Origin of the sequence: Acidovorax sp. BLS4 (genome assembly GCF_032929295.1) — a bacterium.
Taxonomy (GTDB): domain Bacteria; phylum Pseudomonadota; class Gammaproteobacteria; order Burkholderiales; family Burkholderiaceae_C; genus Paracidovorax.
This window is the reverse complement of the sequence record NZ_CP136797.1, coordinates 4,586,978-4,600,092: the sequence shown is the minus strand read 5'-3', so window position 1 is coordinate 4,600,092 and position 13,115 is coordinate 4,586,978. Positions and strand designations below refer to the sequence as shown.

Below are 13,115 nucleotides of genomic sequence, written 5' to 3'. Positions count from 1 at the left end.
TTCTATGGACAAGTTGCACCACATCCGCGAGCAGATCGCCGCGCTCGTTGGCGAATACGCGGCCCACGCGTATCGCGCCCAGCCATTCCTGCCGGGGGCCACGGCCATTCCACCCTCCGGCAAGGTGATCGGGGAGGCCGAACTGCAGAACATGGTGGCCGCATCGCTCGACGGATGGCTGACCACGGGGCGATTCAACGATGCGTTCGAAAAGCGCCTGCGCGAATACCTCGGGGTGCGCCACGCGCTCACGACGAACAGCGGCTCGTCCGCGAATCTGCTCGCCTTCTCGGCGCTCACGTCTCCCGCATTGGGCGAGAGGGCCATCCGCGCGGGCGACGAGGTGATCGGTGTGGCGGCGGGGTTCCCCACCACCGTCAATCCCATCCTGCAGAATGGCGCGGTGCCCGTTTTCGTGGATGTGGAGCTCGGCACGTACAACATTGATGTGGCGCTGATCGAAGCTGCGATCTCGCCGCGCACCAAGGCCATCATGCTGGCCCACACCCTCGGCAATCCCTACAACCTGGAGGCGGTGCAAGCGCTGTGCCGCAGGCATGGACTGTGGCTCGTCGAGGATTGCTGTGACGCCCTGGGGTCCACCTACGGCGGACGGCTGGTAGGCACCTTCGGCGATATCGGGACCCTGAGCTTCTATCCGGCCCACCACATCACCATGGGCGAAGGCGGCGCGGTCTTCACCAACGACGATGAGTTGGCACGCATCGTCACGTCATTCCGCGACTGGGGGCGGGACTGCTATTGCGGGCCCGGCAAGGACAACACCTGCGGAAAGCGGTATGGCTGGCAACTGGGCGATCTGCCGCCAGGCTATGACCACAAGTACACGTATTCGCACGTCGGCTACAACCTCAAGATCACCGACATGCAGGCGGCCTGTGCCCTGGCGCAGATGGACCGTTTGCCCGGCTTCATCGCGGCGCGGCAGCGCAATTTCGAGCACCTCTCCGGCCGGCTGAAAAGCTGCGAGGAGTTCCTGGTGCTTCCCCGGGCCACGGAAAATTCGCAGCCTTCTTGGTTCGGGTTCCCGCTCACGCTGCGCGAAGCGGCCGGTACCCGCCGCGTCGATCTGCTGGAGTACCTGGAGCAGAGCCGCATCGGCACGCGGCTGCTGTTCGCCGGCAACCTGACCCGGCAGCCTTCGATGCAGGGACAGACGTACCGTGTGGCCAGCAGCCTGGCGAATACGGACACGGTCATGGAGCACACGTTCTGGCTGGGCATCTACCCCGGATTGAGCGAGGCCATGATCGACTTTGTGGCCGATCGCATCGAAACCTATTTCGGCGTCAACTTCTAGCACCCACCATGCGCTTCGAAGAAAGCCCGTTGCCGGGCTGCTACCTGATCCAGCCCGAAGTGCGGCCCGATGAGCGCGGGCGATTCGTGAAGACCTTCAACCGCGAGGCGTTCCTTGCCCGGGGACTCGACTGCGACTGGGTGGAGAGTTTCTACAGCGTATCGCGGCGTGGCGTGCTGCGCGGGTTGCACTTTCAGTTGCCGCCGCACCACCATGCCAAGCTGGTGCATTGCAGCCACGGCCGCCTCTTCGACGCGGTGGTCGATCTGCGCCGCGGCTCGCCGACACAGGGCCGTTTTGCCACCTTCGAGCTGGACGCCGAGCTTGGCAACCAGGTCTACATTCCGGCGGGGTGTGCCCACGGCTGCTATGCACTGACCGAAGGCGCGACCATCGTCTATCACGTCACCTCGGCCCACGCGCCTCGGCATGATGCCGGCATCCGCTGGGACTCTGCCGGCATTCCCTGGCCCGATGAACATCCTGTGCTGTCGGTGCGCGACCGCGAGCACCCGCGGATGGAGGATTTCGCCAGCCCCTTCGAGATGCTGGAAGGACCGCCGAATGACCAATGAACGGCATGTGTTCCTGACGGGAGGGACGGGGTTCATCGGCCGGCACGTGCTGGCGTCTCTGCTGGAGGCGGGCCATCGCGTCACCGTCCTGAGGCATCCGGCCGACGCGCCTGCGTCGGTGCACCCTCGCCTTGTGTGGCTCAGCCGCGCCATGGACCAGTTGGCACCCGCCGATCTGGCCGGGGCGGACGTGCTGATGCACCTGGCGTCGCCCGGCGTCCCGCCGCAGCAGGCCGACTGGCAGACCCTGTTCTACTGGAACGTCACCGTTTTGCTGCAACTGCTCGATACGGCGCGTGCCGCTGGCGTGAAGCGGTCGGTCCTCGCGGGTACTTTCGCGGAATACGGTCGCAGCGCGGATGCCTTCGACTTCATTCCGGCCAGCGCACCGCTGGCACCCGCGTATGGCTACGCGGCATCCAAGGCCGCAGGTTTTCAGGCTGCGCATGCGCACGCGATCGAACACGCCATGGAACTGTGCTACCTGCGGATCTTCTCGGTCTTCGGCGAAGGCCAGTACGCCGGGAACTTCTGGCCCGCGTTGCGTCTGGCCGCGTCGCAGGGACTTGATTTTTCGATGACCCCGGGTGCGCAGGTGCGCGACTACGTCCCCGTGGAAACGGTCGCCCGGGCATTCCGGCATGCGGCTGAGCGCCGCGATGTCGAGACGGGCAGGCCCTGGGTGCGCAATGTGGGATCGGGCAGGCCGGTATCGATGCAGGATTTCGCGCAGCACTGGTGGTCTGTCTGGAAGGCGTCGGGCCGGCTGCTCTTCGGCGCCCTGCCGTACCGGCCCAACGAGGTGATGCGCTGCGTCCCCGAGATGGAGGCCGATCTGTTCCTGTCTGGATCTGAGCATGAGGGGCAACGATTTGCTTGAATTGAACGAACTGGCCGCCCTGGAGGGCTCGCGCATCCTGATCACGGGTGCGGGCGGAATGCTCGGGCAGGCTTTCGCTCGCCGCTTGGCTGAGCAGGTACCCACTGCCCTGGTCGCGGCCCTCGACCGCCACGCGCTCGATGTGCGCCAGCGCGAGCAGGCCCAGGACTTGCGCGCCTGGCGGCCCGATATCGTGATCCATTGCGCCGTGTGTTCCGACGTCAACTGGTGCGAGGATCATGCGGACGCGGCGGCGCAGGTGCAGATCGAAGGAACCCGCCACGTGGTCGAGCTGGCCCGCGAATGCGGAGCCCGGTTTTTTTACCCGCAGACCTTCCTGATCTACGACGGAAGCCAGCCGGTGGACGAGGCCACGCCCCCCCGTCCTTTGAGCGTGTACGGACGCCTCAAGCTGGAGGCGGAGCACATCGTGCTGGAGGCGTCGCCGCAGGCGCTCACTGTGCGCATGGGCGGGTTTTTCGGAGAGCATGCGCGCGACAAGAATTTCGTCGGCAAGCTGATTCCGCACCTCGCGGGACTGCTGCGCTCCGGCGTGGACCGCATGGAGATCGGTGACCGCATCTGGCAGCCCACGCTCACGGACGATCTGGCCTACAACAGCCTGCTGCTGCTGGCGCGCGGCGAGACGGGCCGTTTCTGCATGGCTTCCCATGGGCAAGCCTCTTTCTTCGAACTGGCGCGGGAGATCGTGCTCCGATTGGGGCTGGATCGCCGCATCGAGATCGCGCGTGTTCCTGCGGAAACCATGGCCCGCAAGGAAAAAGCCGTGCGCCCCGATGCGGTGGTGATGCGCAACGCCGCGCTGCAGGCCCGCGGGCTGGATCGTCAGCGCACATGGCAGGACAGCCTGGCCGCCTATCTCGACCACCCTTATTTCACTGGAATGTTCGCCCCATGAGCCTGCAACTGCTGAGCCCCTTCGTTCACCACGACATGTTCGGTCCGATGCGCAACCGTGTGGCCATGGCGGCCATGACGCGTGGTTTTGCCGATGCGCAGCACCGCTGCACGGCCGAAATCGCTGCCTACTACGCGCGGCGTGCCGCTGCCGGCGTATCGCTCATCCTGACGGAAGGCATCGTGGTCCATCCTTCGGCGGATGGTTACCGGAACGTGCCCCACCTGCAGAACGACGAGCAGGCTGACAGCTGGATCCCGGCCGTCCGGCAGGTGCAGGAGGCCGGCGGGCGCATCGTGGCGCAACTGTGGCATTGCGGGCGGATCTCGCACCCGGACTTCACTGGCGGGTTGGCGCCGGTCAGTTCCACGGACCGGCCAGCGGCGGGCATCAACCGCCAGAACGGCCAGCCCTACGGGCAGCCCCGTGCACTGCATGCGTCGGAGATGCCGGGCATCTACCGTCTTTTCGAGGAGGCCGCGCAGCGGGCCCTGAATGCGGGCTTCGACGGCGTGCAGGTCCATATGGGACATGGATACCTGATTGACCAGTTCCTGGATGCACGCATCAATGACCGGACCGATGCCTATGGCGGATCGGTCGGAAACCGCTGCCGCATCGTGCTGGAACTGGTGGAGCGCCTGTTGCCCATTTGCGGCCCCCAGCGCCTGATGATCCGCCTCTCGCCCGCACGGATGATGGGCGGACTGTACGAGTGGCCGGACCTCGACGACATGCTGCACCATCTCATCCCCCGGCTGGATCGCCTGGGGCTGAGGCAGCTGGACATCAGCTGCGCGGATGCGCCCTATGCCGAAACTTCCGGCAGGATCGTGCGCCGCGTGCGTCCCCTCTGGCCCCACTTCCTGATGGGTGGCGCGTCGCTATCCGCTGCGGAGGCCGAGCGCGAAATCCAGGAGGGGCATCTGGACATGGTCACCTGGGGCCGCGCACTCCTTGCGAACCCGGACTTCGTGCGAAGGCTGGAGCGTGGAGAAGCCCTCGAGCCCATGACGCCCGAGCGGCGCGCCGTGCTCTATTGATCAGATGGAGGTGCGGTCAGCCGACCCGGCCACTGAAGAATTCGGCGATCGTGAAGTCCTGAGCGCTTTCCTCGTGCGCCTGCCGCATGGCCGAGGGCAGATCGGCATAGACCTCCCGCCACCAGGCGGGCGTGCCGACGAAGCCCTTGTTGAGGGTCAGATTGAAGAGCGGGACGCTCTTGATCGACAGGACATCGGCGTACTCGTCCATCGGCAGAAGATGGTTCGCGGCGAACCGGTAGCCATCGGCGAGGTCCCGGGCCGGCTCACCCCACTTGCGTGCCAGGCTCTGCCACAGCAGGCATTCGACGGCCGCCTTCTGGATCTGCTGGTAGGGCTCGTCGGTCCGGTGCTGGATCTCGGACGCACCGCGCAGGTCTTCCGGCAGCGCCCACAGCTCGCACATGTCCTGGGTGCGGCTCACGAGAAAACGCTCGGAGAAATGGAAGGGAATCTGCTTCCAGGACGAATGCGCCAGGAAGCCGAATTTCCCCTCGTTCCTGCTGCCATCGTCGAACAGTTCTTCCACCGCCCGGTAGAGCGATCCGGTGACGACCGTATCGCTTCGCATGCGCACCGAGTACGGCACGCCCACTTCGGCCAGATGCCGGGCGCCCGCCTTGGCCGAGCGAATGATGGCATTGCGGCTGTCCACCATGTTCTGGGGCTGGGGAAGCGTGATCACGGCGTCCACCCATGGCCGGCAGGCATCGAGGCTGGCGGCGGACTGATGATCCCAGGTGACGAAGCACAGATGCGCCTCGGGACACGCCATTCGCTGCCAGGCCAGTGCCATGGGGGTATAGGGAAACACCGGGCCCTGCACGAAGATGCCAAGTGAAGGCGTTCGCACGGGCGGTTTGCGCTGCAGGGACAGGCCTTCGAACACCCTGGAGAACGCCTGGAGCTGGTCGATGTCTCCATGCCGGCCGCTGTGGGTGAGCGCCGGCACGCAGCGGTAGTCGCCCCACAGGTTGCGGATCTGGTTCATGATTTCCGCCGAATGCGCTGCGAAGATCACCAGAAGCACATCCTCGTGCGGTTCTTTCATGAGCGCTTCGGGGCTGCGGACGGGAACACCATGGATCTGCCTGTCCTGGTGAGCGGTGAACGGGCACACGGTGTATTCCACCGGCAGGCCCAGCAGCGGATAGTAGTCCGTGAACGCCTGTCCAGCGCCCCAGCCGATCAGCCGGACCTTGGCCGGGTCGATTTCCGGATATTTCAGTAGAACGCGGTCGAGGCCGCCCCGAATCTTGGCCATCCTGCGGTGTCCTCTGGATAGTGGAGTGAATGCCTCTGCAGACGCGTTTCAGCGATGGAAATACAGGCAGGTATCCCAGCGATCTTCGGTGTGGTGCTGCAGCCCGATCGAGTACCCGGGGGCCACGGCATCCACCAGCGCCGGGATGTCCAGCAGGTCGGTCGCGCGGTGATAGGCGGAGATCGCCATCTTGGGCAGGCCGGCGCGGATGGCCGCCTGGGCGCCCCGCAGCGCCGGAATCTCGAAGCCTTCGATGTCCATCTTGATGAAGGTCGGAGGCGCATCGATGAGATCGTCGATGCGCCGGATGCGCACGGTCTCCAAGGGCGCGCTCGGATCGACGGCGATGCTGCCCCCATGCCCCCCCAGATGGTGGAACGGGGCTTCCGCGTCGTTCTCCCCGACGGCGAAGGGATGCAGCGAAATCCGGGATTCGAGCGGGGTGCCTGCGTAGCCCTGCTGCAGCTTGCGCAGCACCTCGATGTTCAGCCGGTCGGGCTCGATCATCCAGGAGTGTTCGATGCGATCTCCCGTGAGGCCCAGCAGCCCGGTCGTGGATTCGCCGATGGAGGCGCCGCAATCGACGAACCTCTCGTGGTCCGAGAACGTCAGCAGGCCCGAGCGGAAGTACAGGGTCGAGTAGGGCCTGGCCACAGTGAGATACCACTCGGGATTGCAGCTCAGGTGGAACAGAAGCACGCTGCGCAACGTGTTCACGGAGTGCGCATCCGCAAGCCGCCGCTCCAGCGCCAGGAATTCATCGAATCTGCTGCTGATGGCGGGGGCCCAGTCGGCCGTGCGGTAGTCCACCCGGTCATTCATGCCGAAGAGCCGGGTGACCTGCTCATGGTTCAAATGGGCGATGCCGTGGCGGGTACAAAGCCGGTCGAAGAACCGCCGTGAATAGTCCGTTCGGCAGCAGTTGATGGCGATGATGTCCGGGTCCTCGCGCAGCATCGCAAGGAAACGGTCGGTGGAAATGATGTCCACGCCGTAGTAGTCCTCGCCGCTGGCGTATTTGAAATCGTCGACCACGGCCAGTGCCCAGCCTTGGTCACGGGTCGCACGGATGAAGACTTCCGCGAAGGTCTTCGTTCCCAGCAGGATGAAGCGTGTCCGGTCCCCGCGCCGGGCGAAGATCTCGCGCGCCTGCTCAGGTATGCAGAAGTGCGGATCGCGGCGGTAGAGGTCCAGCATGGCGAGCAGCGCTTCATCCAGCTGGAAGCGATCCAGGTTGATGCGGCTGACCAAGGCGTCGGGCAGGAAGGAAGGGGGCATGGAGGCCATGGTGGGTTGCTCGCGGTCGGGCATGCGGAGCCTGGGGAGACGTTCAGCTCCAGGAAAAGCGCCGGGCCGGATTGCCCATGATGGTGATGTTGGGCGGGATGCGGCCATACACCACGCTGCCGGCACCGACCTTGACGTGGTCGCCAATGACGGTGCCGCTGGTGATGACGCAATTGGGATGGATCGACACGAAGTTGCCGATCTTCGCGCCACCACCGATGGAGCAATGGCTGTTGATCTGGCACCAATCCCCGATGCGAACGTCGTGCCCGATGACCGTGTATTCCTGCACGCAGACGAAATCGCCCAGCTGGACATCCACCGAAATGCCCACACGGGGACCGATGATGCAGCCGCGGCCCAACCGGGCATGCCGTGTCACATGGGCCTGCGGATGCACGACCGTGGCGAAGTCGACGTCGTGGACCGACCGCAGCACTTCGGTGTATTTGTGCCGCGCCATCGGATCGCCCAGTGCCGCCATGAAGACGTCGCCATCTTCCGGAACGTAGGTCAGGGGATCACCCACGATCCCGATCGAGCGCTGCATGCCGTTCAGGGCCGACGTGCGCGAATCCAGAAAGCCCTTGGGTCGGAACAGCGGGTTGTCGTCCTCGATGTACGTCAATACTTCGCGGCCGAAGCCGCCGGCGCCCACGATGAGCAGGTTCCGATGCGGGGAGGACGTATCCGTGCAGGGTGCAGCCATGGTGGTGGATCAACTGATGGTGAGGCCGCCGTCCATCACCAGCGTCGTGCCGGTGATCCATCGGCTGGCCTGGGACAGCAGGAACACGGCGGCATTGGCCACGTCTTCCGGTTGGCCGAAACCGAGCGGGTAGTTGCCCCGCTCTTTTTCCATCGAACCCACGAGCGTGGCGGTGGCATCGAGCAATGGTGTTTCAACCAGGGCGGGCGAGAGGCAATTGGCCCGGATGCCCCGCTTGACGACTTCCATCGCGAGGCAACGCATCATCGCAATCAGTGCGGCCTTGGTGCCCGAATAGGCGGCCACTCCCGGCACGCCGATGTGTGCGGCGATCGATGCGATGAACACCATCGATCCTCCCGGCGCGATCAGATTGCGCTTGAGAAGTGCCTGCGTCAGCAGCATCGGGGCGTCCACGTTGATGCTCTGGACTTCGCGCAGATGCTGTTCGGTGATCATCCGCACGGGAGACAGGCGCGAGATGCCTGCGCTGTGAACGATGCCGTTCAACGGCACGGAAGCGAACTGCTCCACCAACTCGGAGCGATCGGCAGACTGGGTCAGATCCGCTCGCACCACGAGGTGGCCGGCTGCCGGTGCGGCGGATTGCAGTGCCTGCAGCGTGCGAGCGAGCCGCTGCTCGTCGCGGCCCACACCGATGACCTGGGCTCCCATGCGTGCGCAGGCGAGGGCGGTGGCGTGGCCCAGGCCCGAAGTGGCCCCCGTGACGAGGATGCGCTGTCCCTGCAGGTGAAAAGGCGTGGGCGTTGCGTCCATCGGGTCAGGACTCCAGCATGGCCGGGAAGCGAGCCCCTGAAATGTCCAGGATGCATGTGCCCCAGGACAGGCCGATGCCGAAGCCGCTCAGCAGCAGTTTGTGCGTGCCGCTGGCCAGCGTTTCGTTCAGGCGCGCGGTCATGGTGACCGGCAGTGTCGCCCCACTGGTGTTGCCATAGTCGGCCAGCGTCGATGGGACTTTCTCAGGGGGGAGTGCCAGCTTCTTGCGGATGGTTTCGTTGATCATCCGGTTGGCCTGATGGAAGACGAAGTAGTCCACATCGTCCTTGGACACGCCTGCATATTGCAGCGTGCGCTCCACGGCCGGAGGGATTTTCTGCGTGGAGAAGCTGAGCACGGCCGGTCCATCGAGGAGGAGGCGGTCTGGCCATTGCAGCTCCCCATCCTCGTCGCGCGTGGGGATGCTGTGATGAAAGGCATAGGGCTCTCGATGCCCACCCACCGGCTTGATGATGGCCTTGTAGCCACTGCCGTCGCTGTTGAGGTCGAAATACATGGGCGCGGCCGAAGGATCGAATTCCAGTGCGGTCGCCGTGCCGGCGTCGGAGAACAGCGGGTCCTTTTCGCTTGCGGAGCGGTCTCCCACCAGCAGCAGGCCCTTTTTCACCGTACCGGACGCGATCATGCTGCCCAGCAGGTGCAATCCGAACGGGTAGCCAGAGCAGCCGAGATTCACGTCGAAAGCGATCGTGGACTGCGACAGCCCGAGCTTGTCCTGCAAGATGATGGCGGTGGAAGGAATGGGATAGTCGGGCGACTGCGTCACGACGATCAGCGCGTCCACTTCTTCGCGGGCCCACTGCAGTTCCTCCAGCAGCTTTTCGGTGGCGTCCTGCGCCAGGTCGGAAAAGCACTGCCACGACGCGCACAGGCGGCGCTGCTGGATGCCGATGTTGCGAACCAGCCTTTCCCGCTCCGAGCGGATTTTTGGAGGGCAATCCTCAAGGTTGGAAACCACGCGCTTGGGCACGCAGCTCGCCATGCCCGCAAAGCGCACGTTGTGCAGGGTGGACAGGCCCATGGTGTTTTACCCCAGCAGCTTGTAGAGGTCCGTGACCGTGGTGCAGTTCTTCAGGTCGTCGCCCACGATGGTTTTACCGTATTCCACGTCGAACATCACGATGACGCCCAGGGCGGCGAGGGAGTCCCACTCCGGCAGAGCACGCAGTTCGGTATCCGGGGTGACTTCCACCGGATCCTGGAAGTCAACAGCGGTCAGAAAGCTTTCGATGAATTGCTCGATGGAAGGCGAAGGCATGCGTACTCCAGAATAAAAATATCGCTGAGACCGAAGATTTCGGCCTCCACCGGCAGTGTATTAGCCCCGGATGCCTTCTTCTTCAGCCCTGCAGGAGTTTCAGCACCTGCTGGGGCAACTGGTTCGCCTGGGCCACCATCGCGGTTCCTGCCTGCTGCAGGATCTGCGTACGCGACAGGTTCGCCGTTTCCTTGGCAAAGTCGGCATCCACGATACGGCCACGGGCTGCCGCCATGTTCTCGCCCTGGATGTCGATATTGGCAATGGCGTTTTCGAAGCGGCTTTGCAGGGCCCCGAGGTCGGCGCGCGCCGAATTGACCTGATCGATCGCGCTGTCGATCTTCTTGAGGGCCACCCAGGCCTGGCTCTGCGTTCCGACATCGACGCTGTCGATGCCTTTCTGACCGGTGCCGGTGGCATTCGTCAGCGTGGGCGGGGTAAAGCCCGTGTTGGCCACGGTGAACCCGGTGGTGCCGCCGAACGTGATGGTCTCCGGCACGGGGGGAACGGCATTCGTCAGCTTCGAAGAGGCGAACTCGAGTCCGTAGCTGCCGTCATCGTTCTTGGTCAGGAAGGCGGTCACGCCCGTATCGGCCGTCTTGTTGTTGATCGCCGAGATCACCTGGCCGAGACGTTCCACGCCGGAGCCAGCGGCCTTGATGCTTCCCAGGTCGATGGCGGAACCCGAACCGACCTGGATCGTCAGTCCGCCCGCGGGAATCGCGCTGCCGAAGGCGGAGATCGACGTGTCCGACGCATCCACGGCGATCGCGGTGCTCGTGCTCGAGTACATGATGCTGGACAGGCCCGAGGCGCGGGTGTCTGCCAGGGCGCCGAGCGTGACGTTGTCGCCGGAGTTGGCGCCCACCTGGAACAGGGCGCCCGCGAAGCTGCCGTCCAGGATCTTCTGGCCGTTGAAGCTGGTCTGCTTGGAAACGCGGTCGATTTCGTCGGTGAGTTGCTTGACTTCGGATTGCAGCGCGGCCCGGTCGGCCTTGCTGTTCGTGGCGTTGCTGGCCTGAACGGCCAACTCGCGCATCCGCTGCAGCATGTCGCCGACCTTACCCAGGGCGCCTTCTGCCGTCTGGGCCAGCGAGATGCCGTCGTTGGCGTTGCGGGAGGCCACGGCCAGGCCCTTGACCTGGGTGTTCATGCGCTCGGCGATGGCCAGGCCGGCCGCATCGTCCTTGGCACTGTTGACGCGCAGGCCGGAAGACAGCCTCTGCATGGTGGTCGTCAGCGAAGCTGCCGACATTCCCAGATTGCGCTGGGCGTTGAGTGAGGCGATGTTGGTGTTGATCGTCGAGGCCATTACGGAACTCCTTCGCAAAAGGGACAAGGCACAGCTGCCGTGGCCAAGGACACCACCATCAGCGGGCAACCCTAGCGTTGGGAGAATTCTCCTCAGGTGGGGTTTTCCTGGCGTGGGGAAAAAAGGGCGGAAAACCATCCATATCCACCCTTGTGGGAGCTGGCTGACCCGGGCGGTGCCGGGGAAAGCCGATTTTTTTTGCATGGAGACGCTCAAGTTCTCCAGGGGCTGCCCGATAACCTAACCAACAGGTTCAAGCGAATTTGTTGACCGGCAAGCGATGGATGGGTTCACGTGACTGCCGCCCCGGTCTTGGCAGCTGGCCATGGGGGTCAGCGTTGTGATCGGCGGTCTAGCCGGAATTTAAGTTACCAAGGAGCATTTCAATGGCCTCTACCATCAACACCAATATTGCTTCGCTCAACGCACAGCGCAATCTGGGCATGTCTGCGAACTCTCTCACCACCTCGATGCAGCGCCTGTCTTCCGGCCTGCGCGTCAACAGCGCCAAGGACGATGCCGCCGGCCTGTCGATCGCCGAGCGCATGAACACCCAGATCAAGGGTCTGACCGTGGCAGCCCGCAACGCCAACGACGGCATCTCGCTGGCCCAGACGGCAGAAGGCGCCCTGGGCAAGGTCGGCGACATGCTGCAACGGATGCGTGAACTGTCGGTGCAGGCCAGCAATGCCACCAACAGCACCAAGGACCGCGCTGCACTGCAGTCCGAAGTCAAGCAGCTCACCGACGAAATCGATCGTGTGGCCAAGCAAACCAGCTTCAACGGCCAGAAGATCCTGGACGGCAGCTTTGCGGGCGCCCTGTTCCAGGTCGGTGCCAACTCCGGTGAAAACATCACCGTCGGCGCTCTGACCAATTCGTCGGCTTCCGGCCTGTCGAACATCGAATACTCCACGGGCAGCGTGACCGCCCTGAATGCTTCCGACACGACGGTCACGGGCTTCGGCACCAAGATCGCCGCCGGTGGCCTGACCATCCAGGTGGGCTCGGCATCCGCCATCGATCTGGGCGAAATCAAGGCCGCTGGCTCTGGTGTGGAACGCCTGGGCCAAGTGGTGTCCGCCATCAACAACAAGTCCGCCGACACCGGTGTGACCGCCTTCCTGACCAAGAAGGACGACGGCACGTACGACCTGGAATTTGCTTCGTCCAAGCTGACCAGCGCAACGCCTCCTGTGCCGGAAACCATCACCTTCGGCGGCACGACCGGCTTCTCCGTGGCGAACACGGGCTTCGCCGCCCCGACGCTGGCGGCCGCCACCGGTACCGACAAGAAGGGTATCGACACCGTGACCGTCGCGACGCAAAAGGACGCATGGGTTTCCCTGAAGAAGATCGACAGCGCGATCGACCAGGTGAACTCCGCACGTGCCGACCTCGGCGCTCTGCAAAGCCGCTTCGAAAACTCGGTGGGCAACATCGACATCCAGGCCGAAAATCTGTCGGCATCGCGTGGCCGGATCGTGGACGCCGACTTCGCCAAGGAAACGGCGAACCTGTCGCGCACGCAGATCCTGCAACAAGCGGGCACTGCGATGGTGGCCCAGGCCAACCAGCTGCCCCAGGGCGTGCTGTCCCTGCTGCGTTAATCGGTGGCTTATAAAGGGGATCGGAACGGTCCGAACCCTTTTAAGCGGCGACAGGGCCACTCCTGTCGCCGCTTTTCCTGCTTTTAGATCGAAGCGATTCTCGCCACAATCGTGTATTGATTGTTGATGGCGGCCCCGG

At 64.2% G+C, this 13,115-nt stretch carries 13 protein-coding genes; 6 read left to right on the top strand and 7 right to left on the bottom strand.

The genetic code is table 11. From position 1 onward, the window contains the following. The first annotated feature begins 4 nt into the window (after positions 1–4). The 5 genes from rfbH to R1Z03_RS21250 are packed head-to-tail and all read left to right on the top strand — an operon-like array spanning position 5 to position 4,738. A complete protein-coding gene (rfbH, locus tag R1Z03_RS21270; RefSeq protein WP_317354854.1) occupies positions 5–1,321 on the top strand; it encodes a lipopolysaccharide biosynthesis protein RfbH in 1,317 nt (438 codons plus the stop codon). Between the two features lie 8 nt (positions 1,322–1,329). After that, the gene (rfbC, locus tag R1Z03_RS21265; protein WP_317354851.1) at positions 1,330–1,896 is read left to right on the top strand and encodes a dTDP-4-dehydrorhamnose 3,5-epimerase; all 567 of its coding nucleotides are present in this window, start codon (positions 1,330–1,332) and stop codon (positions 1,894–1,896) included. After that, positions 1,886–2,776: an NAD(P)-dependent oxidoreductase gene (locus R1Z03_RS21260; RefSeq protein ID WP_317354848.1), complete on the top strand. Its 891-nt coding sequence runs from the start codon at positions 1,886–1,888 to the stop codon at positions 2,774–2,776. The genes rfbC and R1Z03_RS21260 overlap by 11 nt, the downstream gene beginning before the upstream one ends. After that, on the top strand, positions 2,754–3,695 hold the full coding sequence (locus R1Z03_RS21255) for an NAD(P)-dependent oxidoreductase (RefSeq protein WP_284431696.1): 942 nt from the start codon (positions 2,754–2,756) through the stop codon (positions 3,693–3,695). The genes R1Z03_RS21260 and R1Z03_RS21255 overlap by 23 nt, the downstream gene beginning before the upstream one ends. Continuing rightward, complete coding sequence (locus tag R1Z03_RS21250) at positions 3,692–4,738, top strand: hypothetical protein (RefSeq protein WP_317354844.1); 1,047 nt, start codon at positions 3,692–3,694, stop codon at positions 4,736–4,738. The genes R1Z03_RS21255 and R1Z03_RS21250 overlap by 4 nt, the downstream gene beginning before the upstream one ends. Before the next feature lie 16 nt (positions 4,739–4,754). Here R1Z03_RS21250 and R1Z03_RS21245 read toward each other — a convergent pair whose 3' ends face one another. From R1Z03_RS21245 to R1Z03_RS21215, 7 genes are all read right to left on the bottom strand, one after another. Next, a complete protein-coding gene (locus R1Z03_RS21245; protein WP_317354841.1) occupies positions 4,755–6,002 on the bottom strand; it encodes a hypothetical protein in 1,248 nt (415 codons plus the stop codon). 48 nt (positions 6,003–6,050) lie between these two features. After that, on the bottom strand, positions 6,051–7,280 hold the full coding sequence (locus R1Z03_RS21240; protein ID WP_284431699.1) for an FkbM family methyltransferase: 1,230 nt from the start codon (positions 7,278–7,280) through the stop codon (positions 6,051–6,053). A 52-nt stretch (positions 7,281–7,332) separates the two neighbouring features. Beyond that, positions 7,333–7,998: a NeuD/PglB/VioB family sugar acetyltransferase gene (locus R1Z03_RS21235; protein WP_284431700.1), complete on the bottom strand. Its 666-nt coding sequence runs from the start codon at positions 7,996–7,998 to the stop codon at positions 7,333–7,335. A 9-nt stretch (positions 7,999–8,007) separates the two neighbouring features. Then, complete coding sequence (locus R1Z03_RS21230; RefSeq protein ID WP_317354838.1) at positions 8,008–8,775, bottom strand: SDR family oxidoreductase; 768 nt, start codon at positions 8,773–8,775, stop codon at positions 8,008–8,010. Positions 8,776–8,779: 4 nt separating this feature from the next. After that, complete coding sequence (locus R1Z03_RS21225; RefSeq protein WP_317354835.1) at positions 8,780–9,817, bottom strand: ketoacyl-ACP synthase III; 1,038 nt, start codon at positions 9,815–9,817, stop codon at positions 8,780–8,782. A gap of 6 nt (positions 9,818–9,823) precedes the next feature. Continuing rightward, positions 9,824–10,054, bottom strand: a complete 231-nt coding sequence (locus R1Z03_RS21220; RefSeq protein ID WP_284431703.1) for an acyl carrier protein — start codon at positions 10,052–10,054, stop codon at positions 9,824–9,826. An 82-nt stretch (positions 10,055–10,136) separates the two neighbouring features. Next, positions 10,137–11,366, bottom strand: coding sequence for a flagellin (locus tag R1Z03_RS21215; protein WP_284431704.1), 1,230 nt, complete (start codon positions 11,364–11,366; stop codon positions 10,137–10,139). Positions 11,367–11,752: 386 nt separating this feature from the next. Between R1Z03_RS21215 and R1Z03_RS21210 the strand changes: the two genes are divergently transcribed. Next, positions 11,753–12,976, top strand: coding sequence for a flagellin (locus tag R1Z03_RS21210; protein ID WP_284431705.1), 1,224 nt, complete (start codon positions 11,753–11,755; stop codon positions 12,974–12,976). The last annotated feature ends 139 nt before the right edge of the window (positions 12,977–13,115 follow it).

What these genes read in the sequence shown, in the direction of transcription:
- rfbH (WP_317354854.1), top strand. Translation starts at nt 5, where the DNA reads ATGGACAAGTTGCACCACATCCGCGAGCAGATCGCCGCGCTCGTTGGC.
- rfbC (WP_317354851.1), top strand. Translation starts at nt 1,330, where the DNA reads ATGCGCTTCGAAGAAAGCCCGTTGCCGGGCTGCTACCTGATCCAGCCC.
- R1Z03_RS21260 (WP_317354848.1), top strand. Translation starts at nt 1,886, where the DNA reads ATGACCAATGAACGGCATGTGTTCCTGACGGGAGGGACGGGGTTCATC.
- R1Z03_RS21255 (WP_284431696.1), top strand. Translation starts at nt 2,754, where the DNA reads ATGAGGGGCAACGATTTGCTTGAATTGAACGAACTGGCCGCCCTGGAG.
- R1Z03_RS21250 (WP_317354844.1), top strand. Translation starts at nt 3,692, where the DNA reads ATGAGCCTGCAACTGCTGAGCCCCTTCGTTCACCACGACATGTTCGGT.
- R1Z03_RS21245 (WP_317354841.1), bottom strand. Translation starts at nt 6,002, where the DNA reads ATGGCCAAGATTCGGGGCGGCCTCGACCGCGTTCTACTGAAATATCCG.
- R1Z03_RS21240 (WP_284431699.1), bottom strand. Translation starts at nt 7,280, where the DNA reads ATGCCCCCTTCCTTCCTGCCCGACGCCTTGGTCAGCCGCATCAACCTG.
- R1Z03_RS21235 (WP_284431700.1), bottom strand. Translation starts at nt 7,998, where the DNA reads ATGGCTGCACCCTGCACGGATACGTCCTCCCCGCATCGGAACCTGCTC.
- R1Z03_RS21230 (WP_317354838.1), bottom strand. Translation starts at nt 8,775, where the DNA reads ATGGACGCAACGCCCACGCCTTTTCACCTGCAGGGACAGCGCATCCTC.
- R1Z03_RS21225 (WP_317354835.1), bottom strand. Translation starts at nt 9,817, where the DNA reads ATGGGCCTGTCCACCCTGCACAACGTGCGCTTTGCGGGCATGGCGAGC.
- R1Z03_RS21220 (WP_284431703.1), bottom strand. Translation starts at nt 10,054, where the DNA reads ATGCCTTCGCCTTCCATCGAGCAATTCATCGAAAGCTTTCTGACCGCT.
- R1Z03_RS21215 (WP_284431704.1), bottom strand. Translation starts at nt 11,366, where the DNA reads ATGGCCTCGACGATCAACACCAACATCGCCTCACTCAACGCCCAGCGC.
- R1Z03_RS21210 (WP_284431705.1), top strand. Translation starts at nt 11,753, where the DNA reads ATGGCCTCTACCATCAACACCAATATTGCTTCGCTCAACGCACAGCGC.